The organism is Novosphingobium sp. (genome assembly GCF_036820275.1).
Taxonomy (GTDB): Bacteria; Pseudomonadota; Alphaproteobacteria; order Sphingomonadales; family Sphingomonadaceae; genus Novosphingobium.
Genome location: NZ_DAISLT010000012.1, coordinates 1 through 25,951, shown reverse-complemented (window position 1 = coordinate 25,951; position 25,951 = coordinate 1). Strand labels below are relative to the sequence as shown.

Sequence of the window (25,951 nt, the reverse complement as noted above, 5' to 3'; positions counted from 1 at the left end):
GTATTTTAAACCGTAAAGCTTTCGCCGCAGCCGCACGAGCCCTTGGCATTCGGATTCGCGAAGACGAATCCGGCGGTGAAATCGTCTTCCACCCAGTCCATGGTGCTGCCGATCAGGTAGAGCACCGAGGCGCCGTCGATGTAGAACAGGCCGCCGGGGGTCTGAATCTTCTCGTCGAAGGCCTTTTCCTCGCTGACGTAGTCCACCGAATAGGCCAGGCCCGAGCAGCCCCGGCGCGGGGTGGAGAGGCGCACGCCGATCGTGCCTTCGGGCGCTTCGCTCATCAGCTTGGCGATGCGGGCCTCGGCATTGGGCGTGAGGAGCACGGCGGCCGGACGCTGGCGGACGGGCTTCACTTCAGTGGTGGTGGTCATAGCTTCTTTTCCCAGAACAGCGCGGTGCCCGCCTGCGGGTCCAGCGCGTAGTCGCCGTAGCCGAGCGCGGCATAGAGGCCCTTGGCCGTGTCATTGCCGCTCAGCACTTCGAGCGTGATCTTGCAGGCGCCGCGCTTGCGGGCCTCTGCCTCTACCGCGAGCATCAGTGCCTTGCCCAGACCTTTGCCGCGCGCCTCGGGCAGCACGGCCATGTCGTGGATATTCACCAGCGGACGCGCGGCGAACGTCGAGAATCCGGTGATGCAGTTTGCCAGACCCCGCGCCTCGTCACCGGCGAAGGCCAGCAGCGAGAAGGCGCCGGGGTGCGCGGCAAGGCCGGGCACCAGCCGCTCGCGCACGTCTTCCGACAGCGGCTTGCCTCCACCCATCGGATCGCGGGCATAGCTGTCCAGCAGCGCGACCACGCGCGCGGCATCGGCCGCGTCGGCATAGTCCGCCAGACGAACAGTGACTTCCGCGGTCAGGGTGGGGGCAAGCGTCGCCATCAGAGCATGCCCAGTTCGAGCTTCGCTTCGTCCGACATCTTCGCCATGTCCCACGGCGGGTCCCAGACGAGATTGACCTCGGCATCGCGCACGCCGGGTACGGCGGCCACGCGCATCTCGACTTCGCCGGGCATCGATTCCGCCACCGGGCAATGCGGCGTGGTCAGCGTCATCGTCACTGCCACCGAAGCCTCGGGCGAGACTTCGACGCCGTAGATCAGGCCGAGATCGTAGATGTTGACCGGAATCTCGGGGTCGAAGATTTCCTTCAGCGCGTCGATCACGCCGTCGTAGATCGCGCCGCCGGGCTGGGCGGGGTCGATGCCCTGCGGCTTTTCGGCGAGGAATCCGTCCAGATAGTCACGCTTGCGTTCGACAGGAACAGGCACGTCCTCGACGCGTGCGCGCGGGGCAGGATTCACCGAATCGACTTCCTCGACCGTGAAACTAGGCTTCTCGTCGTTCATCCAAAAATTCTCCGGGTGCGCTCGATACCCTTCATGAGCGCCTCGATATCGCTGTCGTCGCTGTAGAGGCCGAAGCTGGCGCGGGCCGTGGCGGGAACGCCAAGGTGGTCCATCAGCGGCTGTGCGCAGTGGTGGCCGGCACGGATCGCGACGCCTTCTTCGTCCAATATGGTGCCGAGGTCGTGCGGATGCACCCCGTCCATCGCGAAAGAAACGATGCCGACCGAATCGGCTGGGCCGAACAGGGTGACGTCGTTCCGCCGGGCCAGTTCGGCGCGCAGCTTCGCGGCCAGATTGCGTTCGTGGCGCTCGGCCCGGTCGAGGCCCTGCGCGGTCAGCCAGTCGATGGCGGCGGCAAGGCCCAGGGCTTCGACGATCATCGGCGTGCCCGCCTCGAAACGCTGCGGCGCCGGGGCGTAAGTGGTCTTCTCGAAGGTGACGCGGTCGATCATCGACCCGCCGCCCTGCCACGGGGGCATGGCATCGAGCAGCGCCTTCCTCGCCCAGAGCGCGCCGATCCCGGTGGGACCATAGAGCTTGTGCGCGGAGAAGACGTAGAAGTCGCAGTCCATCGCGGTCACGTCGAGCGCAATGCGGGGGGCGGCCTGGCAACCGTCGATCAGCAGCTTCGCGCCGACCGCGTGCGCCAGCTTCGCGGCATGTTCCACGTGAAGCACCGAACCCAGCACATTGGAAACGTGGGCAAAGGCCACCAGCTTGTGCGCGGGGGTGAGGATGCGTTCGGCCGCTTCCAGGTCGATCCGGCCGTCTGCCGTCAACGGGCAGACGTCGATCTCGACGCCGGTACGGTCGCGCAGCAGCTGCCACGGCACGATGTTGGAGTGATGTTCCAACGTCGAAAGCAGGATGCGGTCGCCCGCCTTCAGGTTTTCGATGCCCCAGGTCTGCGCCACGAGGTTGATCGCCTCGGTCGCGCCGCGGGTGAAGACGATCTCGTCCTCGTGCCCGCCCAGGAATGCGGCAACCTTGCGGCGCGCGGCCTCGAAGGCCAGCGTCATTTCGGCCGAGCGGGCATAGACGCCGCGATGCACGGTCGCATAGTCGCGGCCCAGTGCATTCACGGTGGCGTCGATCACTGCCTGCGGCTTCTGCGCGGTCGCGCCGGTGTCGAGGTAGTGCCAGTTTCCGGCGAGCCCGGGGAACTGGTCCTTGAGGACGAGCGTATCGGTACTCACAGGATCTGCTCCAGCCGGGCGATGGCGGCCTCGCTCAGTTCCGCTTCGCCGGGGGCGCCGGTGAAGGCTTCGGCGATGAAGGCCTGGAGCATCAGGCGCTTGGCTTCGGGCGGAGTGAGACCACGGCTCATCAGGTAGAACAACCCGTTGGCGTCGAGTTCGCCCACCGCGCAGCCATGGGCGGCCTTGACGTCGTCGGCGTAGATTTCCAGCTCCGGCCGGGCATTGGCGGTGGCCGTGCGGTCCAGCAGCATGGCGCGGACCGACTGTTCGGCATCGGTGCCGTCGGCTCCGCGCTCCACCGCGATGCGGCCGAGATAGGTGCCGACCGAATGGCCCGCCAGCGCGGTGCGCACGATCTGGCTGGACGTGGCGTTCAGCCCGGCGTGGGTGACTTCGGTGACGACTTCCAGCGTCTCGCTGCCGGTGGCGAGCTGCGCCGCGCCCAGCGTGAAGTCGGCGCCTTCGGCCAGCCGCACGTCGACCGCGATGCGGCCATAGACGGGCCCCGCCGAGAGCACGCGAAGATCGAACTTCGCGCCCTTGCCCAGCGAGATCACGAGGTGGCGGGCCACTGCGGCAGCGCCGTCCTCGACGATCTGGAGCGACTCGTCACCGCCATCGGCCACGACGATCTCCTCGCGCGCGATCGGCCAGACACCGGCCAGCGCGTCGATGTCGGAATAGCGGAAGTCTTCGTGCTTCCGCGTCGGGAGAGCAGCGACTTCGCTCATGCGGCGGTCTCTTGCACGACGGCTTCGTAGCCCTCTTCCTCAAGCCGCAGCGCAAGCTCCGGGCCGCCGGTCTTGACGATCCGGCCCGCCGCGAGGACGTGCACGAAGTCCGGCTTCACGTAGTCCAGCAGGCGCTGATAGTGGGTGATCAGCAGCACGGCCTTGTCGGGCGCGCGCATGATCGCATTGATGCCCTCGCCGCAGATGCGCAGCGCGTCGATGTCGAGGCCGGAGTCGGTCTCGTCCAGGATCGCCAGCTTGGGATCGAGGATGCCCATCTGCACCATCTCGGCGCGCTTCTTCTCGCCGCCGGAGAAGCCGACGTTCACCGGGCGCTTCAGCATGTCCATGTCCATGCGCAGCAGGCCCGCCTTTTCGCGCGCCAGCTTCAGGAATTCGCCGCCCGACAGCGGTTCCTCGCCCCGGCCCTTGCGCTGGGCATTGGCCGCCTCGCGCAGGAACTGGACGAAGGAGACGCCGGGAATCTCGACCGGGTACTGGAAGCCCAGGAACAGTCCGGCGGCGGCGCGCTCGTGCGGTTCCAGTTCGAGCAGGTCCTGCTCCAGGAAATCGACCGATCCGCCGGTCACTTCATAGCCCGGACGGCCGCCGAGGGTGTAGCCCAGCGTCGACTTGCCCGCGCCGTTCGGCCCCATGATCGCGTGAATCTCGCCCGGATTGATCGTCAGCGAGAGACCCTTGAGAATCGGCTTGTCGGCAACATTGGCCTGAAGGTTATCGATCTTGAGCATGGTCATCCTTCGGCGCCCTCATCGAAGCGAGGGGTGGCAGTGGCACCGGCCTTCCGACGCGCGGAGCGCTTGTCGAAAGGCACGTTGAGTTCAGTGGTGATCTCGCGCACGACGCTTTCGATGCGGTCGAGCACTTCGTCTTCGGAGAAGCGCAGCACGCGAATGCCCACTTCGATCAGCTTGCGGTCCTGCAACTCGTTCACGTCCGGGTTGGAATCCTCGGGGCTGAGCTGCACGACGATCCAGCGCGAGGGGCAGGCGAAATCGACGATGGTCGATCCGACCACCGAGTGGCGAATGAACTTCACGCCGCCCAGCTTCGAACCGGAGAGTTCCGCCCAGAGTGCCTTTTGCGCATCGCTGGGATTGCGGCGCATTTCCTTGGCCCGCTCCTTGAGCGTTTCGAGGCGCGCGCCGGTGACGTTGAAGCTGGCCTTGGCGTCCGCCTTCGGCGCGGCGTCCTTGCTGATGCCGAGGGTCTTGCGGGCGGCGGTCATGCGGGGATTCCTTTGAATGTCTTGCGTGTATGGAAGCGGGCCATCGTCAGCCCACGCTTCCTTCAAGGCTGATGCCCAGCAGCTTCTGCGCTTCGACGGCGAATTCCATCGGCAGCTGCTGGAGCACTTCCTTGGCGAAACCGTTGACGATCAGCGCCACCGCCTGCTCGGTGTCGAGCCCGCGCTGCATGGCGTAGAACAGCTGGTCGTCGCTGATCTTGCTGGTGGTCGCCTCGTGTTCGATCTGGGCGCTGGGGTTGCGCACCTCGATATAGGGCACAGTGTGGGCGCCGCATTCCTTGCCCAGCAGCAGCGAATCGCACTGGGTGAAGTTGCGCACGCCCTCGGCATTGGCGGCCACGCGGACGAGGCCGCGATAGGTGTTGTTGCTCTTGCCGGCCGAGATGCCCTTGGAGATGATCGTCGAGCGGCTGCCCTTGCCGTTGTGGATCATCTTGGTGCCGGTATCGGCCTGCTGGTAATTGTTGGTGACGGCTACCGAGTAGAACTCGCCCACCGAATCCTCGCCGTTGAGGACGCAGCTGGGGTACTTCCAGGTGATGGCGGAGCCGGTTTCCACCTGGGTCCACGAGATCTTCGAGCGGGCGCCCTGGCAGAGGCCGCGCTTGGTCACGAAGTTGTAGATGCCGCCCTTGCCCTCGGCATTGCCGGGGTACCAGTTCTGCACGGTCGAGTACTTGATCTCGGCATCTTCCAGCGCGACCAGTTCGACCACGGCGGCGTGAAGCTGGTTCTCGTCGCGCATCGGCGCGGTGCAGCCTTCGAGGTAGGAGACGTAGGCGCCCTTGTCGGCGACGATCAGCGTGCGTTCGAACTGGCCGGTGTTTTCCGCGTTGATGCGGAAATAGGTGCTCAGCTCCATCGGGCAGCGCACGCCCTCCGGGATGTAGACGAAAGTGCCGTCCGAAAAGACCGCGCAGTTCAGCGCCGCGAAGTAGTTGTCCTGCACGGGCACGACCTTGCCCAGCCACTTCTTCACGAGTTCCGGATATTCACGGATCGCCTCGGAGATCGAGCGGAAGATCACGCCCGCCTGCTCCAGCTCCTTGCGGAAGGTGGTGGCGACCGAGACCGAGTCGAACACCGCGTCCACGGCCACCTTGCGCGCGCCCTCGACGCCGGCGAGCACTTTCTGCTCCTCCAGCGGAATGCCGAGCTTTTCGTAGACCTTGAGGATTTCGGGATCGACCTCGTCGAGGCTCGACAGCGAAGGCTTCTTCTTGGGCGCGGCCCAGTAGTAGGCTTCCTGGTAGTCGATCGGCGGCACGTTCAGCTTGGCCCAGTCGGGCGGAGTCATCTCCAGCCACCTGGCATAGGCCTTCAGGCGCCATTCGAGCATCCATTCCGGCTCGTCCTTCTTGGCCGAGATGAAGCGGATGGTGTCCTCGGACAGGCCCTTGGGGCCATATTCCTGCTCGATGTCGGCAACCCAGCCGTGCTCGTAGTCGGCCACGCGGGCCGCAGCCTCGCGCGCGGCCTGATCGCGCACTTCGACGTCACGCAGATCGTCCCCATGGACTTCGCGCACCTCGATGGTGCCCTCGGGGGAGGTTTCCTCAGTCATTCATACTTCCTCGACGAGCTGGGTCAGGACCACTTGCGCCAATGCGCCGCGCAGGGCCGCGTTTACCTGCGGCCAGTGCGGGCGCACGCTGCATCCGCCTTCCAGCGTACATTCGTGCTTGCCCTGTTCGAGACAGGCGGTGAGCGCGATCGGCCCTTCCACTGCCTCGACGATATCCGCAATCGAAATCGTTTCGGGGGCGCGGGCCAGTTTCAGCCCTCCGCCCACGCCGCGGGTCGATTGCAGCAATCCCGCGGCGGTCAGCTTGCTCACCAGCTTCTGCACCGTCGGTGCGGGAAGGCCGGTATCTTCCGCAAGCTGCGCCGCCGAGATGCGGCTCAACCGCGAATCTTCCGGGTGATGCGCGCAAGTTCCCGAGTGCCGAGTCGCGGCGGACATGATGACAACGGCATAGTCGGCCATGCTGGACAGGCGCATATCAGCGGCTTTCGCGTCTCTTGCGGTTAAAGTGGATCAAATCTTTCCGATTTGTGCCACCTAGTGCAGGACCCCTCCGGTTTCAATGGCGTTTCGCAGGGGTTCTTGCGACAAAACCGATGGACCTGTCGCAAAACAATCGCTTCCAGCGCCGTGCAGGCGATTCCCGATAAAAGAAGGCGGCCCCCGATCAGATCGGGAACCGCCGTTAGGTAATAAAGAACTCGTGCGCATCCCGCTACGAGCCCTTCGGGTCGCAAGTCCCGTTTATGCCGCCCCTCCGCCAATTTATTGTATAATTGCGACACGTGAGCCCCCCGGGCGACGCCGAAAAAGCGATTTTGCGCGCGTTGCGCAGGATAAGAAGCATTTGAGCAACAGCCCTGAGGTGTCTATGCGCGGCTCCGTGCTTTATTCCCTGATCAGACCCGCCCTGTTCCGTCTCGACGCCGAATCGGCGCATGGCCTCGCGCTAAAGGCGCTGAAACTGGCCGGACCCAGCCGCGCCCCGGCGTTCCCGGCCTCGCTGGCGACGCAAGTGGCGGGAATCGCCTTCCCCAACCCCGTGGGCATGGCGGCCGGGTTCGACAAGGACGGCGAAGTTCCGGACGCCCTGCTGGGCCTCGGTTTCGGCTTTGCCGAAGTCGGCTCGATCACGCCGCTGCCGCAGGCGGGCAATCCGCAGCCCCGCCTGTTCCGGCTGGTCGAGGACCGCGCGGTGATCAACCGCATGGGCTTCAACAACAAGGGTGCCGAGGTCGCGTTGCAGGGACTGACGGCGCGCAAGAATCGCCCCGGCGTCGTCGGCATCAACATCGGCGCCAACAAGGACGCGGACGACCGCATCGCCGACTATGCGACGATGGCGCGCCTGATGGCCCCGCTGGCGACCTATCTGGCGGTGAACATCTCCAGCCCGAACACGCCGGGCCTGCGCGCGCTCCAGGACGAATCGGCGCTGACCGGCCTGCTCGACGCGGTGCTGGAAGCCCGCGCCGAGGTTTGCGGCACGGATGGCCCGCCGGTGTTCCTCAAGGTGGCACCGGATCTCGAACCCGCCGATATCGATGCCATCGCCCGCATCGCCATCGAGAAGCGCCTCGGCGCGCTGATCGTGTCGAACACCACCATTTCCCGCCCGGCCCTGCGATCGGCGCATCGCGGCGAGACCGGCGGCCTGTCCGGCGCGCCCTTGCGTGATCTTGCCCAGCAGCGCCTGCGCGACTTCCGCAAGGCGACCGGCGGCGCGGTGCCGCTGATCGGCGTCGGCGGCATCGCTACGGCGGAGGACGCCTGGGCGCGTATCCGCGCCGGGGCTAGCCTGGTGCAGGTCTATAGCGCGATGGTCTACGAAGGACCGGGCATGGCCAAGGCGCTCTGCAAGGGCCTGGAAGCGTTGATGAAGCGCGACGGCTTCGCCTCGATCGCCGAGGCGGTCGGGACCGAATAACGCCGAAACCGGTGTTACCGGGGTGCGTCGGGATGCGGCTTTGCTTGTCGCAACCTCCGCACACGCCTAAACGTTGATCAGAACGGACAATTCCGCATGGCAAGAGAGGACGAGCCCGGCATGGATCTTGGTGACTTCGACAAGTGCACCAACCTGGTATCGCTGTTTCTCACGCAGGCCGACAGGCTCGGCAACGCGCCGATGCTCTGGGCCAAGCGGGACGGCAAGTGGTATTCCACGAGTTGGGCGGAAGCGGCGCGCCAGGTCGGCCTGATCGCGGCGTCGTTGCGGCGCATGGGGCTTCAGCCGGGCGACCGGGTCATGGTGGTGTCGGAAAACCGGCCGGAATGGTGCCTCGCCGATCTCGCGATCATGGCGGCAGGCTGCGTCACCGTGCCTGCCTACACGACCAACACGACGCGCGACCACATCCATATCCTGGAGAATTCGGGCGCCCGCGCGGCGATCGTCTCCACTGCCAAGCTGGGCAAGGCGCTGCTTCCGGCGATCGTCCAGACTGATCTCTGCCGCCATGTCATCGGCATGGAGGCGCTGCCGCCGATGCAGGGCGGCGTCTACGAAAGGCATGACTGGGCCGCGCTGCTAGAGGGCGATGCCAAGGCGGCACGGGCGGAAGTGGATGCGCGAGTAGCGACGTTCACGCGCCGCGATCTCGCCTGCATCATCTATACCAGTGGCACCGGCGGCGCCCCGCGCGGGGTGCGTCAGCACCATGGCATGATCCTGACCAACGTGGCGGGCGCGGCGCAGATCATCTTCGACGACTTCGGCTGCGACGAGGGCGAGATCTTCCTCTCGTTCCTGCCGCTCAGCCACGCCTACGAGCATACCGGCGGCCAGTTCCTGCCGATCGCGATGGGCGGACAGATCTACTACTCCGAGGGCCTCGACAAGCTGGCCTCCAATATCGAGGAAGTGCGCCCGACGATCATGGTCGTCGTCCCGCGCCTGTTCGAAGTGCTGCGCACGCGCATCATGAAGCAGATCGAGAAGCAGGGTGCGATCCCGGCGCGGCTGATGGAAATCGCCATGGGCATCGCCGGGCGCGAGCAGGCCGGACGCCGCCGCCTGCTCGACTATCCGCTCGACATGGTGATCGAGCGGACCCTGCGCCCCAAGGTGCGCGCCAAGTTCGGCGGCCGGATCAAGGCGCTCGTCTCCGGCGGGGCGCCGCTCAATCCCGAGATCGGCGCGTTCTTCGATGCGATGGGGCTGACGCTGCTCCAGGGCTACGGCCAGACCGAGGCCGGCCCGGTAATCAGTTGCAATCGCCCTGCGGCCGGAATCAAGCACGACACCGTCGGCCCGCCGCTGCGCGGGGTCGAAGTGCGGATCGCCGAGGACGGGGAAATCCTCGTGCGCGGTGAACTGGTGATGGAAGGCTACTGGCAGAACGGCGCCGCCACCGAGGCGGTGATGAAGGATGGCTGGCTCCACACCGGCGATGTCGGCCACATCGACGATCGCGGGCGGATCATGATCACCGACCGCAAGAAGGACATGATCGTCAACGACAAGGGCGACAACGTCTCTCCGCAGAAGGTGGAGTCGATGCTGACGCTCCAGCCGGAGATCGCGCAGGCCATGGTGCTCGGCGACCGCCGCCCTTACATCGTCGGCCTGATCGTTCCCGATGCCGACTGGGCGCTGGAATGGGCCAAGGCCAACGGCGAGAAGTTCGATTTCAAGGCGCTTCAGGGCCTCCCCGCCTTCCGCGCTGAAATCCGCGGCGCGATAGACCGGGTGAACGCGGATCTCTCGGTGATCGAGAAGGTGCGCCAATACACGTTCGCCGACGAGCCTTTCGGCATCGAGAACGAGGAAATGACCCCCAGCCTCAAGATCCGTCGCCACAAGCTCAAGGAGCGCTACGGCGAGCGGATGGACGCACTCTACCGGAATTGAATCCCGCTTACGGCACCAGCGTCGTGAACAGGTAGGTCGAGAAGATCACCAGGTGGACCATGCCCTGAACGAGTGTGGTCCGCCCGGTGCTGAGGGTCATCGTCGCCACCAGCAAGGTCAGGCCGAGCAGGGCGATTGACTTGAACGAGAGGCCGAGTTCGAGGTCCAGCCCCATCGCCATCGAGGCTATGGCGACTGCGGGAATCGTCAGGCCGATGGTGGCCAGCGCGGAGCCGATCGCGAGGTTGAGGCTGGTCTGCACGCGGTTGGCCCGCGCCGCGCTCAGGGCGGCCAGGCTTTCCGGCGCCAGCACCAGCGCGGCGATGATGATGCCGACCATGGCATGGGGCGCGCCCAGCGCCGCCACGCCCGCCTCGATCGAGGGCGAGAGCGCCTTGGCCAGCAGGACCACGGGAATCAGCGCCACCGGCAGCATGACGCCCGCCGCGATCGCCTTGGCGGGCGGAACCGTGTCGTGGGCACCGTCGCTTTCCTCGGGATAGAGGAAGTGGTCGCGGTGGCGGATGGTCTGGGCCACCACGAAAGTCGCATAGAGGATCAGCGAATCCGCCGCGACGAAGATCAGCTGGTTGGCGTTGTAGAACGGCCCGGCCTCGCTGGTCGTGTAGTTCGGCATGACCAGGGTCAGGACCGAGAGCGTCGCCAGGATCGCCAGCCCGTGGTTGACCCCCGATTGCGTATAGCCCTGCTCGTGATGGCGCCCGCCGCCCAGCAGCAGGCAGACGCCGACGATGCCGTTGATCGTGATCATCACCGCCGCGAACACGGTGTCGCGCGCCAGGGTCTGGGTGCCGTTGCCGTCGCTGAGCATGATCGAGACAATCAGCGAGGTCTCGATCACGGTGACGGCGAAAGCCAGGATCAGCGTGCCGAACGGCTCGCCCACGCGGTGCGCGATCACTTCGGCATGATAGACCGCCGACATGATCGCGCCCCCAAGCACCAGAGCCAGCACGATCGCCATGGGAATGCCGGAAGGCTTGCCCAACGCGACGGCCACGAAAGCAAGGAAGGGAACGACAATGGCCCAGGGGGCGAGGCCGAAAAACGGAAAGGTTGCGGATTTCGGGACGGCGGCTGGGGATGTGTCGCTCATGCCGGGCACTATACGGAAATTCGAACCGGGGGCCAGTTACCCCGTGAAAGCCGTGACCAACGCTAACAGCGCAGTCTCACGGGAGAATTAGAACGGACGATCTCCCGCCACCGTTACGCGGTAGCCGGAGCGGACTTCGGGAAAATAGTCCCAGACCGCGAAGTGCTGGGTGCAGCGGTTGTCCCAGAAAGCCACCGAGTTCTTCTGCCAACGGAAGCGGACGTGGAAGTTCGCGTCTTTCACATGGTCGAACAGGAAATCGAGCACGGCCTTGCTCTCGGGGCCGGACAACTCTTTGATCTTCGTCGTGTAGGAGGAGTTCACGAAGAGCAGCTTGCGGCCGGTCACCGGGTGGGTGCGGATCACCGGATGCGCATTGCAGGGATAGGTCTTGGTCGAATCCGGGAAGATCGCCTTGTAGACGGGATTGGCATCGTGAACGGCGGTCAGCGGATCGAGGAAGGCCTTCATCGCCGGGGACAGCGCTTCGTAGGCGGCATACATGCTGGCAAACAGCGTATCGCCGCCGTGCTCGGGCAGGGTGTGGATGTGCAGGATCGAACCCATCGGCGGCTCGGCATCGGCGGAGAGGTCCGAATGCCAGTTCTCGCCTGCGACGAATTTCGAATTCTCGTCGGCGTGGATGGCGACGACTTCGGGATGGTCTGGCAGGCCCGCGACGCCGGAATGGATCGCAAGCTGGCCGAAGGCGCGCCCCAGCGCCTTGTGGGCTTCGTGATCGATGTCCTGATCGCGGAAGAACACCACCTGGTGCTTCATCAGCGCGTCGTGAATCTCGGCGAACGCCTGGTTGCCGAGCGGCTGGCGCAAGTCGATGCCGAAGATTTCCGCGCCGATGCGCTTGGTCATGGGGCGGACGTTGATCGTTTCATAACCCATTGTCGGGCTCCGGTTCCTGTCTTCTCGGGCACGCACCGGATGCGGAGTGAGGGCTCTCGCACCCGGTGCGTTTCGGTGTCTTATTCGGGATCGCGCACGCTACCTTTCTCGGGGAAGATGCGGCGTTCGATGCGGCAGTGGATGCCCTGGGTGCCGTCGACCACCTGAGTCACCCCGAAGTCGGCGGCGACGCTCATCAGCGAGTAGCCGTCGTTGCGGGAAAGGCCTTGATGCTCGGTGAGGAGGTGGAGCATGTCGATCGAGGCGGACTTCATCGCCTTGTCGAGATTCTCGCCGAAGCCGTGGACGATCCAGCAGTCCGGTGTCTCCAGCAGCGGCGAGGGGAACGAGAAGTCCTTGCGCAGCACGATCTGGAACAGCACGTCGAGCGAGGCTTCGATGGCCGTGCCGCTGATCTCGCCGTCGCCCTGGCTGATGTGGGGGTCGCCGATCGAGAACAGGCCGCCCTTGACCTGCACCGGGTAGTACATCGTTGCGCCCGCGCCGATGCGCCAGTTGTCGATGTTGCCGCCGTGGAGGCCGGGGGGAATCGTGCTCACCGCCTCGTTGACGGCGGGCGCGACACCGGCAGTGCCGAGGTGCGGGCGGGCCGGGATGGTGATGCCGGGCAGCGCGGTGGAGCGGTCGCATTCCGGGCAATGGGTGATGCGGCCGGGGACGACGTACTTCTCGTCCACGTCATAGGCATAGAGCGCGCTGGCGGTGTTGGCGTTGGGATCGATCTTGTAGATCGTCACCCGCTCGGTCTCGCCGAATTCCTGGTAGAGATGGCCCCAGTTGGCCGCGAGGTTCGAGCCGTAGTTGAAGCGCGGGCGCATCGCCATGTAGCGCACTTCCAGCATGTCGCCGGGTTCCGCGCCCTCGACGAAGATCGGGCCGGTCATGATGTGGCAGCCGGGCGCGCGGGTGGCGGGGTCGATCTCGGTGAAGATGCGGCGGATGTCGTCGTCGAACATCAGGTCCGGATCGTCGCCCGCGTGGTGGGTGACGGCCTGCGCCTGGATCAGGTCGCCGCTCTTCACATAGAGCGCCGGTTTGATCTCGGGCGAGAAGTAGCCCCAGTGCACCGTTTCCGGTGTGGCCCGAAGGTGGTGCAGGGCCGACGGCTGGAGGGCGGCCTCCCTTGCTGGCTCGGGCTTTAGGCTGATCAGTGCCATCGGAACTCCTGTTGGGAAGGAAAGAGGTACAGGCGCGCGGGTTTACGCGGCGCCGATCCGCACGCTCGTCATGCTGAGCGACTTGTGCTGGATGAAATCGGGTTCGAAGGTTGCCGCTTCGTCCTCGTGGCGGGCGCCCAGAACGTAGAGCAGCGGCAGGAAATGGTCGGAACTCGGCACCGAGAGCCGGGCGGCCTCGCCCAGCGCCTCGTAATCGATCACGGTCTGGGGATCGTCGGAGGCGATCGCCTTGCACATGGTCGCGTTGAACTGCTCGGCCCAGGGATAGGGATCGGCGGCGGGGTTGGCCCAGTCCATGGCGGGCAGGTTGTGGACGATATTGCCGGTGCCCATGATGAGCACGCCCTCGTCGCGCAGCGGGCGCAGCATGCGGCCGACCAGCCAGTGCTCGGCCGCGCTCTTGCCCAGGTCCATGCCGAGCTGGATCACCGGCACGTCCGCTTCGGGATAGGCATGGACCAGCACCGACCAGGTTCCGTGGTCGAGGCCCCAGTTGGCGTCCATGCTCACCGGCATCGGGCTGAGCAGTTCGCGCACGCGCGCCGCCAGTTCCGGATCGCCGGGGGCAGGGTACTGCACGTCGAACAGGGCCTGCGGGAAGGCGCCGAAGTCGTGGATGGTGCGCGGCTGGGCCATGGCGGTGACGGCGGTGCCGCGCGTCTGCCAATGGGCCGAGATGCACAGGATCGCGCGCGGCTTGCCGATGTTCGTCGCGATCTGGTTCCAGCTGCGGGTGACGGGGCTTTTCTCCAGCGCCACCATCGGGCTGCCATGTCCGAAGAAAACGATGGGGAGGCGGCTCATTGTGCGTCTGGCTCCGGATGAAGGTCTATGGCTTGCAGGCTATGGAGAAGGGGGCCGGGCGGTCTTGCGGCGGCGCGCACAAGAACTTGTCGCGCCGCCGGGGAGCTGGGCCTATTCGCGGGTGTAGTCGGCCGGAATCTCGGGGTTTTCGCCCGCCTTGCCCCAGAGGATGATCTCGTTGCCCCAGGGGTCCGCGAAGGCGTGGTTGTAGCCGTTGAACTCCTTCCAGTAGTGATTGCGCCAGAGCACCTTGCCGCCCAGCTTCTCGGCGGTGGCGAGGATCCGCTCTTCGCTGTCGTCGTCGCCGATCAGCACCCAGATGCGCGCCTTGCGGCCCTCGGTGGCGAGGGTGCGCGGCTCCACGCCTTCGGGATTGGGATGCGGGCGGGCGTTGTTCGCATCGAACACGCCGAGGTGGAGATTGCCGATCTGGCTGTCGCTGCCGTCCTTGTGCTGGAAGAAGCCGCCGGGAACCATGCGGTGGTAGATGCCGTGGGGCCGCGCGTCGTTCTCCCAGCCGAAGACTTCGGCGTAGAATTCTCCGGCCTTGGCGGGATCGTCGGTGGCGAAATCGACGAAGATGAGGGTGTTGGTCATAAGGTCTTGGCTCCCGTCTGTTTGAAAATCCGCCTTCGGCGGATTTTAGCGGCACCGGCCCGCGCCCCCACCCGACCTCCCAGAGCCTATCCCGTAGGAAGATCGGGTGGAGGCGCGGACCGGTGCCGCCGCTGACACGCAAGGGGTAGCGGGCGCTTGAGCGGGCGCTCGCCATGCCGCGCACGAATCGTTGATTCCTCGCGCGCCTAAGAAAAGGCGGCGCCCGGTACGAGACCGGACGCCGCAGACCGTCGGGAATGGGTGACGGTAAAACTCTCGTGAATCAGGCGCGCAGGCGCGTAACCGGGGCAGAAGGCCCGCGGCGGCGGTCCCATTCGCGGCGATAGCGTTCGACCAGCCAGACGTTGAGCAGGCGTTGCGCACCTTCCTGCCAGGAATAGCGTCCGCGCGGTGCGAACTTCGAGCGCAGGCCCTGCTGGACGAGTTCGTCGACGTGGAAGTCCTGGCTGACGATCTCTTCGACGGCCGTGTCGTTCATCTTCATCTTCAGCTCGAACAGCGGATCGTCCATCGCTTCGGGCACCATCAGCGTACCGATCGTCAGTGCGTGCGACTGGGCCGAGCGCGGGTCCATGATGAGATAGAGCACGGTGTCGTTGAGCACGACCAGCGAGAGGCTGGGGGGCAGGTTCACGAACAGCAGCCGGTTCTGCTCCTCCTCGGTAAGCTTGGGGAACACCGGGAAGACCGACTTCTGCGTGGCGTTGAAGGCGGCGTTCTTGTGGAGCGTGCCGTTGAGCCGGTAGTAGCCCGCCGAATCCTCCGGCACTTCGGGGAACGTGGCGAGGCCGCTCGGGATGAAGTCGTGCAGCGGCCCGGCGTGGAGGCGGCTGGCGTGATAGCCGTCGTTGTTGTTCTCCAGCATGACCTTCCAGTTCCACGGGAACACGGTGGCTTCCTCGGGACGGGGGCCGCGCAGGCTGGCGAAGTCGTAGTTGGCGACGACGTCCTCAAGGCCGGACAGGCGCGGGGTCAGCGGCTGGGCTGCGGGATCGAGGTTGATGAAGACGAAGCCGTGCCAGATCTCGTGGCGGATCTCGGGCAGGCTGGCGGCCTTCTTGTCGAAATTGCAGGTACGGCTCATCGCCGGGGCGCCGACGAGCGTGCCGTCGAGGTCGTAAGTCCAGTGGTGATAGGGGCAGACGAAGGCGCGGGCATTGCCGTGACCTTCCGCGACCAGCATGGCGCGGTGCTGGCAGACCGCCGAGAGCGCCTTGACGGTGCCGTCGCGGGTCTTGGTGACGATGATCGGCTCGTCGGCGCGGGTTACGGTGAAGAAGTCGCCGGGATTTTCCAGCCATTCGGCGCGGCCGACGCAGAGCCATTCATGCTCGAACAGTGCGGCCTTCTCGAAGTGGTGGAATTCCTCGTCGGTGTAGCAGGCCGGGGGCAGCGTATCGGCTTCGAGCGTGTCCTTGATGGAGCTGCCCAGGCTGTCGAAGAACTGGTCGTTGAGTAGAGTCATTCCTGCCTGATCCCCGTATCGGTGAGACCGGGGAGAACGTCCTCGCGTCCTCCCGCAACCCGGACAGACTAGCGGGGCCGGACGGAGCGGGCTTTGCACTGGGCGCAGTGTCTTTTGGCAGAGTGCCCGAACGCGAAAAGGCCCCGGTGCGGCTGTCGCGCGCACCGGGGCCTTTGCAGGAGCAGCGCTTTTATTCGGCTGGAACCAGTTCGCCGTCTTCGATCATGTCGGTTTCCGGTATCGGACGCTGCACCGGAGCGCGCAGGAACAGGACCGCGACGACCGTGGAGGCGGCCAGCAGCAGCGCGAAGATCAGGATCGCCAGCGAATAGCCGCCGGTCACGTCGGCGATCCGACCTGCCAGGATCGGGCCGAGCACCGCGAACGTCGTGGCGGTGGTGGCCATGGCGGTCATGTCGCCGGCGATGCCCGCGCCGAAGTAGCGCAGCAGCAGGATATGGGCGGAAAGCCAGGCCATGCCCCAGCCGAGGCCGAACAGCGTCGCGGCTGCCGTCGCCACCAGCACGATCGAGGTCGACCACAGCAGGGCCATTGCGATGGCTTGCAAGGCCAGGCCGGCAATGAGGATGCGGCGCGGGTCGATGCGCTCGGACAGGGTGCCGGTCAGGCCCTTGGCGCCGGTACCCGCGAAAGCCAGCAGGCTCATGGCCAACGCGCCGGGCGCGGCACCCTCGCCGAGGTTGGCGATATGGGCAACGAGGATGGAGTGGGCGGAGGTCACGGCGGTCTGCACCACGGTCATGACGAGGGCGAGGATCAGGAAGCTCGGCGTCCTCAGCGCCTGGCGCACGGTCCAGAGGCTCTTTTCGGCCGGAACGTCCTGCTCATGGCCCGCACCTTTCACCTGCTCCACGCTTTCCACTTTCACGGCGTCGCGGATGCAGACGAGGCAGATCAGGCCGAGCACCACGGCGCTGACCGCCATGACCATCCAGTGCAGGCGCCAGTCGCCGGTCATCCCGACGATGGCGCCGACGATCAGCGGTCCGGCAATGCCGCCTGCCGCGCCGGACATGAAGTAGAAGCCGATCATCCGTGCCGAAGTGCGCGGGAACCACGTCGCCAGCAGGTAGACGGCGGGCGAGGGGGCGATCAGCGAGAAACCCACGCCCATCAGCGTCGTCGCCACGAAGAACAGGGTCAGGTGCTCGATCTGCGAGGCGATGAAGAACCCGGCGGCGAGCACCAGGCAGCCCGCGAACATTGTCAGCCGGGTGCCGATCGATTTCATCAGCAGCGGCGGCAGCGGACTGGCGAGGCCGCAGGCGAGGCCGAGCAGCGAAAAGCTGAGACCGGCCGCCGCCTTCGACCAGCCGAGTTGCGCCACCATGGTGTAGAGCACGTAGCCCAGCGAGGTGAACGTCGTCGCCGTCACGAAGAAGAAGCCCAGCGAGGCGGCGAATAGGACGAGGACACTGCGCGGCATTGCGACTCCTGCGGGCTCCGTCCGGGATGGAATCGCCGGACTGACACGCCGTGCAGGCTCTCATGCTGCGGCTGCACACTCTTGATGACCCGCGCCTAGATAGTTGATCGCTGCCGCGAAACAAGAAGGCCGGTCATGCGGTGCGGAAGGCGAAATAGGACTTGGGAAAGCCCGCGACCCATTCGATGCCGTGCTCGGCATCGGGGAAGTAGGAGCGCAGCCGCTTGCGGCCCAGGACCGTGGTGCCCGCGACCATCTCGTTCCAGGCGGGCAGCATGCGTTCCCAGCGCCGGTGCAGCGCGGCGCGCAGGCGGGCGGGCGCGAACCACCAGAACGGCAGTCCGGTATGGGCTTCCAGCGGGAACCAGATCGAGGGAGTCTGTATCCAGTATGCCGGGGCGAGCCGCCGCACTTCCCCGGCGAAGAGGCGCTCCTTTTCCGGGCCGCCGACATGCTCGATCACGCTGTTGGAGAACACCACGTCGAAGGCATTGTCGGCGAACTGGGTGAGCCGGGTGGCGTCGCCGTCGAGGAAGGTGAAGCGGTGGTGGCTCGCGACCTCTTCGTGGCGGGGCACCCCGGGGAGGTTGACGATGGTGATGTCCAGCGGTGTCGGGACGAGATTCCAGATCTCGGTCGTGCCGCCGAGATCGAGCACGCGGGCGCCCGTGGCCGGGGCCAGCGCGGCTTCGAAGCGGCCCATGCGGGCGCCGCGGAAATAGGGCTGCACTTTGCCGAGCAGGCCGTAGAACAGGCTCAGTCTGGCGGACATGGCGGCCTCCATGGCAGCGGAGCGCGGCCGGTCCGGCCCCGCGACGGCGCGATGATAGCCGTCCGGGCCGGAGGGCCGACAGTCCGAACATTCCTGTCCCTGTCGTGCTTGGGGTTTCGCGGGATTGATTTGCTGCCTGGCGTCCAAAAGCGAAGGGATGCGCGGGTCCGGCGACCCGCGCATCCCTGAAAAGGCAACGGTGCGACCCGTTGGACGCTTAGAACTTGTAGCCCACCGAGAGGATCACCTGGCGCGGCGGGATATAGGTGTCCATCACCTGGGCGCTGCCGTAAGGGTCCGAGAAGCGCGAGTTGATGCCGTTCCTGTCGAACAGGTTGATGACGCGCAGCGTCACGTTGGTGTTGGTGCCTTCCGGCTCGTACTTCAGCATGGCGTTGACCTGCGTGTACGAGGGGGTGAGGTCCACGTCGCCTTCGTTGAACAGGCGGTACTGGTACTTGCCGCGATAGATCAGCTGGGCACGGGCGGTCAGTTCGCCGGGTCCGACCTTGCCGTTCCAGGTCGCCGCCACGTTGCCCTGCCAGCGCGGCAGTTTGGGGACGCGGTTGCCCTTGATGTCCGCGCGCGCGGCGTCGCGGGCGAGCATGGCCGGGTAGAAATTGCTCCAGAACAGGTAGTCCGGATAGCCCGCCGCATTCTGGGCATTGGCGGCATTGGTCGGATCGAGCGCGAGGTAGTGTGAGGTGAACTCGCCTTCGAGATACGACATCGAGGCATCGAAGCGCAGGCCCTCGGTGGGGATGTACGAGCCTTCGAGTTCCAGGCCGTAGACCCGCGCCTTGGGGGCGTTGCTGATGCCTTCGCCGTAGAGGATCGGGTCTTCCTCCAGGAACTGCATGTTCTTGTAATTGTAGAGGAAGGCCGAGCCGTTGATCTGGAGCGTGTCGCCCAGGAAGCGGTTCTTCGTGCCGATTTCGAAGGAATCGACGGTTTCCTGCCGATAGGTCGGCAGGATCGCATAGCTGCCTCCGGTGGAGGCGGCGGAGTTGATGCCGCCCGGCTTGAAGCCGCGCGTCCAGCTGGCATAGACCATGTTGGCAGGCGTGATCTGGTAGTCGAGCGCGACCTTGCCGGTCCAGGCGTCGCCCTTGCGGCTGCCGGTCGGGCTGGGCTGGAGGTAGGCGCCCGAAGTCTGACCGGAAGCACCGCCGGACATCGAATCGTAAGTGCCGGTCGACTTGTCATGGTTGTAGCGCGCACCTGCCGTCAGCTTGAGCCGGCTGGTCAGGCTGTAAGTGCCCTGCGCGAAGAAGGCGTAGAGATCGCGCTTGATCGTGGAGAGTTCGGCATAGGTCAGATTGGCGACCAGCGGATCGTTCCAGGCGGTATCGGAGGGCAGGGCTTCCTGGAGGAAGTTGTCGTCGTCGCTGCGGTATTCGTTGACGTACTGGCTGTTCGACGAGTGCAGGTAGACGCCGCCGAGCACCCAGCTGAACGGGCCGGAGCCGTTGGAGGTCAGGTTTATTTCCTGGCTCCAGCTTTTGGTATCCGATTCCCACAGCGGAACGTGGTCGTAGGCGGTGCCGGTGAAGCTGATCGGGTTGTAGGTCTGGGCATAGAACAGCGTGGTATCCAGCCCGTCGGCGTCCCAGGCCTGTTCGGAGTGAAGCTTCTGATAGCCGGTGATCGACTTGATCGTGGCAAACGGCGTCTCCCATTTCATCACGCCGGTATAGAGCTGGGTCTTCACCACCGAGCGGCCGGGATAATCCTGGGTCAGCTCGCGCGGGTCGGGGTTCGGATCGAGGATGTTCTTCTGCGCCGGGCCGTTGGTCTCGCTGGTGAACTGCACGGTGTTCAGCACGATCGAGAAGTTGGAGGCGGGCTGCCACTTGGCCCCGAGGCGCCAGCCGGTCTCGTCCTGATCGTCGAGGTCGTACTTGCGGAAGCCGGGCACTTCAGTGGCGTGGGAATAGCCGTCGTGCTTGGTGAACTGGAAGGCGCCGCGCACCGCCAGGGTATCGGAAAGCGGCACGTTCAGCGCGCCCGAGCCTTCCATGTAGTTGTAGTTGCCGTAGCCCGCATTGACGTTGCCGCTCACGCTTTCGGTGCTCGGTTCGATCGAGACGACGTTGATGGTGCCGCCGGTCGATCCCTGGCCGAACAGGGTGCCCTGCGGGCCGCGCAGCACTTCCACTTGCGCCACGTCGATGAAGGCTGCGCTCGCGGCGATCGAGTTGAAGATGTAGACGCCGTCGATGTGATAGGAGACGCCCGGCTGGGTATTGGTGTTCTCCGGGGTTTCCGAACCGACGCCGCGAATGGTGATGATGCGCTCGCCGCCGCCGCTCTTGGCCACGACCAGGCCGGGAACCGTGCCGTTGAGACCGGTGATGTCGTTGATGTTTGCGGCCTTCAGCGTTTCGGACGTGATCGCGCTGACCGAGAGCGGCGCCTGCTGGAGGCTGACGTCGCGGCGCTCGGCGGTGACGACGATATCGGTGAGGCCTTCCGCCGGAGCCGCGACGGCGGCCGCTGCAGCGGCTGCATCGGCGTCTTCCGCATGCGCCGTGCCCGATGCGAACGCGAGAAGCGAGACGCTCGAAGCGAGCGCATAGGCGATTCGTGACTTGCTGATCATGGTAGTTCCCCGAACAAAGTCAGACCGATTCCCGGTTGCGCGGCTCGTTCGTGCATGTGGCCGCTTGACGGAAAATCTGGCGCGGGGCGTGGAATGGGTCTTGTGCATTTGCGAATAAGTACTTGATCGGAGGCCCCCGGCGGGCCGCTATCCGGATGCAAGAAATCGCGATTTTCACGGGTTCCTTGCGGCGTGGACGGGCTATGTGGGGAGGCGATCCGGCTTTTGCACTGCGAAAGGCGGCGGCCAAGGGCCTCCCGCGTCAAGCCGCGAAGGAACGGAGGACAATTTCCACCGCCCGGTCCCGCTTCAAGTTGTCAACCGAAGAGACTGACAATCTGCGAATTCGCCGCCGGGCGGCCTTGCCATGGGCGCGCGTGCTGCGGCATGACGGAGGCGTGCTTTCGCAGAAAACCCGCTACGCCATCCGCGCCATGCAGCATCTTGCCGACAACTACGGGCAGGGTCCGATCCAGCTCGCGCAGATCGCGGAAGCACAGAACATTCCCGCCAAGTTCCTGACCACGATCCTGTCCGAATTGAGCCGCTTCGGCATCGTCGATTCGCAGCGCGGCAAGGACGGCGGCTACCGGCTGGCGGTCTCCCCGATCGACATCACGTATGGCGACCTGATCCGGCTGATGCGCGGATCGCTGGCCCTGGTGCCCTGCGCCAGCCGGTTCGCGCATGAAAAGTGCAAGAACTGCCTCGAAGAAGAGAATTGCCGCACCCGCGCGCTGATGCTCGAAGTGCGCGATCGCACGGCGGAACTGCTCGATGGAGTACGCCTGTCGGATCGCATCGAACTCGTTCCGGCACAGGCCGACGGCGAGGACTGAGCATTGCCGGGTCTCTGCCGGGCACCGCATTTTCAATTAAGTTATTGATAAAATGAGTAATTGCCGCGCATTTTTAGCACGGCAGCACTTGCGGTCCCTCGAATTTGCCGCCCGGATCAAACGGGGCAGTGCGATATCGCTTCGGCGTAAAAAGATTTTGCTTGGGCGTGGAAACGAGAAACTTTCGGCTAGGGATATTGTCAACTTTTTAAGTTGAGAATACGAGTGCGGATGGCGGCGAAAAAGCCGCGCTCGGAGGAAGATTCGCAATGTCTCAACCGTCATCGGACAACCAGCGATCGGGACTGCACCTCGCCAGGGAATCCGCAAGCAATCCCAAGGCGGCACCGCTTCAGGTGGTCGCCGATGCTCTGGACCAGATGCGCTATGGCGTCATCCAACTGACAGTCCACGATGGGAAGCTGGTTCAGCTCGACATCACCGAACGGCGGCGCTTCGCCTCGTAAGGCGCGCCACCGAACGAACCGCACCCAGCCGCGCAGACCGGACCGCCGGATGTGAGGCCCTCGGACATAACAACAAGGGGGATCACATGAGAAAGACCATTCGCGGGCCGCTGCCGGCCCCGCTTCCGCTCGCCTGCCTGTCGTTCACGCTGATGCTGGCCGCAACGCCGGCTCTGGCCAAGGAGGCTGCGGCGGAGAAGTCCGCTGCGCCTGCCGTTGCGACCGCAGCCGAAGCCGCTGTCGCTGCGTCAGGTACGGGCGACGATGAAGTGCCGCCGACCTCGGTCGGCACCGGCGCCCACGATCGCGGCGGCGAAATCTTCGTGACTGCACGCCGCCGTCAGGAATCGAGCCAGGACGTGCCGCTGGCGATCTCGGTGGTGGGCGGAGAGCACATCGACTCCACCGGCTCGTTCAACGTCGGCCGCCTGCAACAGCTGACGCCGACCTTGCAGTTCTATTCGTCGAACCCGCGCAATACCGCGGTCAATATCCGCGGCCTCGGCGTGCCGTTCGGCCTGACCAACGACGGCATCGAGCAGGGTGTCGGCATCTATGTCGACGACGTCTACAACTCGCGCGTCGCCTCGGCCACGTTCGACTTCCTCGATGTCGCCCAGATCGAGGTTCTGCGCGGGCCCCAGGGCACGCTCTACGGCAAGAACACCACGGCCGGCGCGATCAACATCACGACCAACCAGCCGACCTTCGACTTCGAGGGCAAGGCCGAGGTCTCGATCGGCAACTACAATTTCAAGCAGGCCAAGGCCGCCGTTTCCGGTCCGCTGACCGACAAACTGGCCGCGCGTCTCGCGATCTCGTCGACCAGCCGCAAGGGCACGATCTACAACGTCGTCACCGGCGAGCACATCCAGGGCCAGGACAACCTGGGCCTGCGCGGCCAGTTGCTCTGGAAGCCCACGGACGATCTGGAAGTCACGCTCGCGGGGGATTTCAGCGCGCAGGACGCCAACTGCTGCGGCTCGGTCTATGTCCGCACCGGGCTGACCCAGCGGGCGCTCAACCGCCAGTTCGAAGCCCTGTCCGCCGCGCTGGGCTATGCCCCGCCGAGCCGGAACGCTTTCGACCGCCTGACCGACCTCGACACCGACTTGCGCGCCAAGAACAAGATCGGCGGCGCCTCGCTGCGCGTGAAGTGGGACCTCGGGCAGGGCACGCTGACGTCGATCTCCGCCTGGCGCTTCTGGGACTGGGACCCGTCGAACGACCGTGACTTCACCGGCCTGCCGATCGTCGCGCTGTCGCAGAACCCCTCGCAGCAGGACCAGTACACCCAAGAGCTGCGCTACAACTACAGCAGCGACAAGATCGATTTCGTGGTCGGCGCCTTCGGCTTCTACCAGCGGATCGATACCCAGGGCACCGAGGCGCATGGCACGGCATCCAGCCGCTGGAACATCGCGCCGTCGAATGCCCTGTCGAACGATCCTTCGGTGCTCAACGGTCTCGTCGCCTACAATACCCAGTATCTGAAGAACACCAGCGCGGCGCTCTACGGACAGCTGAGCTGGCATCTGACGCCCGAACTGACGATCCAGCCGGGCGTGCGCCTGAACTATGACAAGAAGGAAGGCTATTACCAGCGCCGCGTGTTCGACGGTGCCGGCAACCCGGTGCTCACCACCGGCCCGTCGAGTGCGGTGAAGACCGCGCAGCTGGCGATTTTCACCCCGCAGGAAATCTCGCCCGAGTTCAGCGACTGGAACTTCAGCTACGATTTCACCGCGAGCTACAAGGTCGCGCCGGACGTGCTGGTCTATGCGACCTATGCCAAGTCCTTCAAGTCGGGCGGCATCAACCAGAACGGCGTCCCCACCGACACCCAGAACAACCCGATCCTGGCGGCGGCCACGGTCAAGCCGGAAGACGTGAACCACTACGAAGCGGGCATCAAGTCGCAGTTCTGGGATCGCAAGGCCACGCTCAACGTCTCGATCTTCCGCACCGACATCAAGGACTACCAGGCCAACGTGAACAACGGCCAGTTCGGCGTGCTGCGCGGTTATCTCGCCAATGCGGGCGCCGTGCGTTCGCAGGGTGTCGAGGCGGACTTCTCGATCCGGCCGAGCGAGCGCTTCAATGCCTATGTCAACGGTGCCTACACCGATGCGACCTATCGCCGCTTCGTCGATGCGCCTTGCCCGCCGGAGCTTTCGGGCGGCACCACCGCCACCGGCACGCAGACCCCCGGAGCCGCAGGCGTCCCGGGTGCGCTCAGCCCCGCCAACTGCAACATCTCGGGCCAGCGCCTGCCGGGCGTCTCGAAGTGGTCGTTCTCGTTCGGGGCGGAAGTCAACCAGCCGGCGACCCTGCTCGGCCAGGAAGGCGAAGTCTACCTCGGCTATGACGGCAGCTATCGCTCGAACTTCTCGTCGAACCCGTCGCCTTCGGCCTATACCTGGATCGACGGTTACAGCCTGTCGAACTTCCGCCTCGGCTTCCGTACGGACAACGGGTTTGACATCTATGGCTGGGTCCGCAACGCTTTCGATCAGAACTACTTCGACCAGCTCTTCGTCGGTCCCGGCAACACCGGCCTGATCGCAGGGCTTCCCGCCGACCCGCGTACCTGGGGCCTGACCGTCCGGTACGGCTTCTGATCTCCGCAACTTCAGGAACAGGGAGGACAACCTCATGTTCGATCTAGGAATAGGCGTGTGGGACGTCGTGCCCTTCATCGTCGTCGGATTTGCCGCGCAAGTCATCGATGGCGCCCTGGGCATGGCTTTCGGTGTGATCTCGCAGACGATGCTCGTCAGCGTGCTCGGGGTCGCACCGGCGGCGGCTTCGGCCAGCACCCACCTCGTGGAGATCTTCACGACCGGGGCTTCGGGCGCCAGCCATATCGTCCATCGCAATGTCGACTGGGGGCTGTTCAAGCGGCTGGTTCCCTTCGGCATCGTGGGCGGTGTTCTGGGAGCCTATGTGCTGTCGAATATCGATGCCTCGGTCGCCCGGCCCTATATCATGCTCTATCTGACGGGCATCGGCTTCTATCTGCTGGTCAAGGCGATCCGCATGTCGAAGCCGCGCTTCGAAGACCCTCGCATGACCCGGCCGCTCGCTCTTACCGGAGGCTTCCTCGATGCGGCGGGCGGCGGCGGCTGGGGGCCGGTCGTGACCTCCAACCTGCTGGTACAGGGCGGAGATCCGGCCAAGGTGATCGGCACCGTCAATACGGCCGAGTTCCTGCTGTCGCTCTCGATCTCGATCTCGTTCATCGGCGCGCTGGGCTTCAGTGCCTTCAGTGCAGTGACGATCGGGATGATCGTGGGCGGCGTCATAGCAGCTCCGTTCGGGGCCTTGCTGGCGAAGAGGATTCCGCCGCGCGTGCTGCTTTTTGCGGTCGCGCTCGTCCTGATCGCCACGAGCGCCTTCAGCATCGCCAAGGCCTGGCATTTGATTCCCGGTCTCTGATCGGGACCAGAAGCAGGATCGTTATCGTTTGGGCCGGAGCAAATCCCTTTTTGCTCCGGCCCAAATCGTATCTGGCGAGGGCGATCGAAGGATGGGCATTCCAGAAATCCCGAAAACCCGTGTGTTTTTGGAAAAATGTCGTTTTTTTGAAATTAGCGTGTTGACCGAATCGTGAGTGGGTCCTAGAGGGCCTCTCACCGCAGCGGACCACCTGGTTTAGCAGCGGTCGCCAAGACATGACGGGCAACATGCTCCTCGAGATCAAAATCGGGGAATGCTGGTTGTCCGGGTTTTTTGTCTGGTGGATCTTTGACATTGTAGGTTTTAGATGAAGGGACATGTGGGCGACGGCGCCTGC

24 protein-coding genes are annotated in these 25,951 nt (G+C 65.1%); 6 read left to right on the top strand and 18 right to left on the bottom strand.

Annotated features, from left to right (window positions below; all coding sequences use genetic code 11):
- Positions 1 to 5 precede the first annotated feature (5 nt).
- The 9 genes from V7066_RS11500 to V7066_RS11460 are packed head-to-tail and all read right to left on the bottom strand — an operon-like array spanning position 6 to position 6,549.
- Positions 6 to 374, bottom strand: a complete 369-nt coding sequence (locus V7066_RS11500; RefSeq protein WP_334183178.1) for a HesB/IscA family protein — start codon at positions 372 to 374, stop codon at positions 6 to 8.
- Positions 371 to 880 carry a GNAT family N-acetyltransferase gene (locus tag V7066_RS11495; protein WP_334183177.1) on the bottom strand — a complete coding sequence of 170 codons (510 nt, stop codon included), beginning with the start codon at positions 878 to 880 and terminating at the stop codon, positions 371 to 373. Before V7066_RS11495 ends, V7066_RS11500 begins: the two co-directional genes overlap by 4 nt.
- The gene (locus V7066_RS11490) at positions 880 to 1,347 is read right to left on the bottom strand and encodes an SUF system Fe-S cluster assembly protein (protein WP_334183176.1); all 468 of its coding nucleotides are present in this window, start codon (positions 1,345 to 1,347) and stop codon (positions 880 to 882) included. Before V7066_RS11490 ends, V7066_RS11495 begins: the two co-directional genes overlap by 1 nt.
- A complete protein-coding gene (locus tag V7066_RS11485; RefSeq protein WP_334183175.1) occupies positions 1,344 to 2,543 on the bottom strand; it encodes an aminotransferase class V-fold PLP-dependent enzyme in 1,200 nt (399 codons plus the stop codon). The genes V7066_RS11490 and V7066_RS11485 overlap by 4 nt, the downstream gene beginning before the upstream one ends.
- Entirely contained in the window at positions 2,540 to 3,277 is a 738-nt protein-coding gene (locus V7066_RS11480) for a SufD family Fe-S cluster assembly protein (protein WP_334183174.1), read from the bottom strand. The genes V7066_RS11485 and V7066_RS11480 overlap by 4 nt, the downstream gene beginning before the upstream one ends.
- Entirely contained in the window at positions 3,274 to 4,029 is a 756-nt protein-coding gene (gene sufC, locus V7066_RS11475; RefSeq protein ID WP_334183296.1) for a Fe-S cluster assembly ATPase SufC, read from the bottom strand. Before sufC ends, V7066_RS11480 begins: the two co-directional genes overlap by 4 nt.
- 2 nt (positions 4,030 to 4,031) lie before the next feature.
- Positions 4,032 to 4,526, bottom strand: a complete 495-nt coding sequence (locus V7066_RS11470) for an endonuclease domain-containing protein (protein WP_334183173.1) — start codon at positions 4,524 to 4,526, stop codon at positions 4,032 to 4,034.
- A 46-nt stretch (positions 4,527 to 4,572) separates the two neighbouring features.
- Positions 4,573 to 6,111: a Fe-S cluster assembly protein SufB gene (sufB, locus tag V7066_RS11465; RefSeq protein ID WP_334183172.1), complete on the bottom strand. Its 1,539-nt coding sequence runs from the start codon at positions 6,109 to 6,111 to the stop codon at positions 4,573 to 4,575.
- Positions 6,112 to 6,549 carry an SUF system Fe-S cluster assembly regulator gene (locus tag V7066_RS11460; RefSeq protein ID WP_334183171.1) on the bottom strand — a complete coding sequence of 146 codons (438 nt, stop codon included), beginning with the start codon at positions 6,547 to 6,549 and terminating at the stop codon, positions 6,112 to 6,114.
- A gap of 394 nt (positions 6,550 to 6,943) precedes the next feature.
- Between V7066_RS11460 and V7066_RS11455 the strand changes: the two genes are divergently transcribed.
- On the top strand, positions 6,944 to 7,999 hold the full coding sequence (locus V7066_RS11455) for a quinone-dependent dihydroorotate dehydrogenase (RefSeq protein WP_334183295.1): 1,056 nt from the start codon (positions 6,944 to 6,946) through the stop codon (positions 7,997 to 7,999).
- A gap of 120 nt (positions 8,000 to 8,119) precedes the next feature.
- Positions 8,120 to 9,925, top strand: a complete 1,806-nt coding sequence (locus V7066_RS11450; protein ID WP_334183294.1) for an AMP-dependent synthetase/ligase — start codon at positions 8,120 to 8,122, stop codon at positions 9,923 to 9,925.
- Between the two features lie 7 nt (positions 9,926 to 9,932).
- On the opposite strand, the gene V7066_RS11445 is transcribed toward V7066_RS11450, so the two are convergent.
- From V7066_RS11445 to V7066_RS11405, 9 genes are all read right to left on the bottom strand, one after another.
- On the bottom strand, positions 9,933 to 11,042 hold the full coding sequence (locus V7066_RS11445; protein ID WP_334183170.1) for a calcium:proton antiporter: 1,110 nt from the start codon (positions 11,040 to 11,042) through the stop codon (positions 9,933 to 9,935).
- 87 nt (positions 11,043 to 11,129) lie between these two features.
- A complete protein-coding gene (locus V7066_RS11440) occupies positions 11,130 to 11,942 on the bottom strand; it encodes a TauD/TfdA dioxygenase family protein (RefSeq protein ID WP_334183169.1) in 813 nt (270 codons plus the stop codon).
- Positions 11,943 to 12,022: 80 nt separating this feature from the next.
- A complete protein-coding gene (locus tag V7066_RS11435) occupies positions 12,023 to 13,120 on the bottom strand; it encodes an acetamidase/formamidase family protein (RefSeq protein WP_334183168.1) in 1,098 nt (365 codons plus the stop codon).
- Positions 13,121 to 13,162: 42 nt separating this feature from the next.
- Positions 13,163 to 13,945, bottom strand: a complete 783-nt coding sequence (gene ygiD / locus V7066_RS11430; RefSeq protein ID WP_334183167.1) for a 4,5-DOPA dioxygenase extradiol — start codon at positions 13,943 to 13,945, stop codon at positions 13,163 to 13,165.
- A gap of 111 nt (positions 13,946 to 14,056) precedes the next feature.
- The gene (locus tag V7066_RS11425) at positions 14,057 to 14,542 is read right to left on the bottom strand and encodes a VOC family protein (RefSeq protein WP_334183166.1); all 486 of its coding nucleotides are present in this window, start codon (positions 14,540 to 14,542) and stop codon (positions 14,057 to 14,059) included.
- A 283-nt stretch (positions 14,543 to 14,825) separates the two neighbouring features.
- Positions 14,826 to 16,028, bottom strand: coding sequence for an aromatic ring-hydroxylating oxygenase subunit alpha (locus tag V7066_RS11420; RefSeq protein ID WP_334183165.1), 1,203 nt, complete (start codon positions 16,026 to 16,028; stop codon positions 14,826 to 14,828).
- 190 nt (positions 16,029 to 16,218) lie between these two features.
- Positions 16,219 to 17,475: an MFS transporter gene (locus tag V7066_RS11415; RefSeq protein ID WP_334183164.1), complete on the bottom strand. Its 1,257-nt coding sequence runs from the start codon at positions 17,473 to 17,475 to the stop codon at positions 16,219 to 16,221.
- 133 nt (positions 17,476 to 17,608) lie between these two features.
- On the bottom strand, positions 17,609 to 18,247 hold the full coding sequence (locus tag V7066_RS11410) for a class I SAM-dependent methyltransferase (RefSeq protein WP_334183163.1): 639 nt from the start codon (positions 18,245 to 18,247) through the stop codon (positions 17,609 to 17,611).
- A gap of 217 nt (positions 18,248 to 18,464) precedes the next feature.
- On the bottom strand, positions 18,465 to 20,849 hold the full coding sequence (locus tag V7066_RS11405) for a TonB-dependent receptor (protein WP_334183162.1): 2,385 nt from the start codon (positions 20,847 to 20,849) through the stop codon (positions 18,465 to 18,467).
- Positions 20,850 to 21,247: 398 nt separating this feature from the next.
- Here V7066_RS11405 and V7066_RS11400 point away from each other — a divergent pair, with 398 nt between their 5' ends.
- From V7066_RS11400 to V7066_RS11385, 4 genes are all read left to right on the top strand, one after another.
- Positions 21,248 to 21,688 carry an RrF2 family transcriptional regulator gene (locus tag V7066_RS11400; RefSeq protein WP_334183161.1) on the top strand — a complete coding sequence of 147 codons (441 nt, stop codon included), beginning with the start codon at positions 21,248 to 21,250 and terminating at the stop codon, positions 21,686 to 21,688.
- A gap of 269 nt (positions 21,689 to 21,957) precedes the next feature.
- Positions 21,958 to 22,155 (top strand): YezD family protein, encoded by a 198-nt coding sequence (locus V7066_RS11395; protein ID WP_334183160.1) that lies wholly within the window; start codon positions 21,958 to 21,960, stop codon positions 22,153 to 22,155.
- A gap of 152 nt (positions 22,156 to 22,307) precedes the next feature.
- Positions 22,308 to 24,776 carry a TonB-dependent receptor gene (locus tag V7066_RS11390; RefSeq protein ID WP_334183293.1) on the top strand — a complete coding sequence of 823 codons (2,469 nt, stop codon included), beginning with the start codon at positions 22,308 to 22,310 and terminating at the stop codon, positions 24,774 to 24,776.
- A 34-nt stretch (positions 24,777 to 24,810) separates the two neighbouring features.
- Complete coding sequence (locus V7066_RS11385; RefSeq protein ID WP_334183159.1) at positions 24,811 to 25,593, top strand: sulfite exporter TauE/SafE family protein; 783 nt, start codon at positions 24,811 to 24,813, stop codon at positions 25,591 to 25,593.
- Positions 25,594 to 25,951 lie beyond the last annotated feature (358 nt).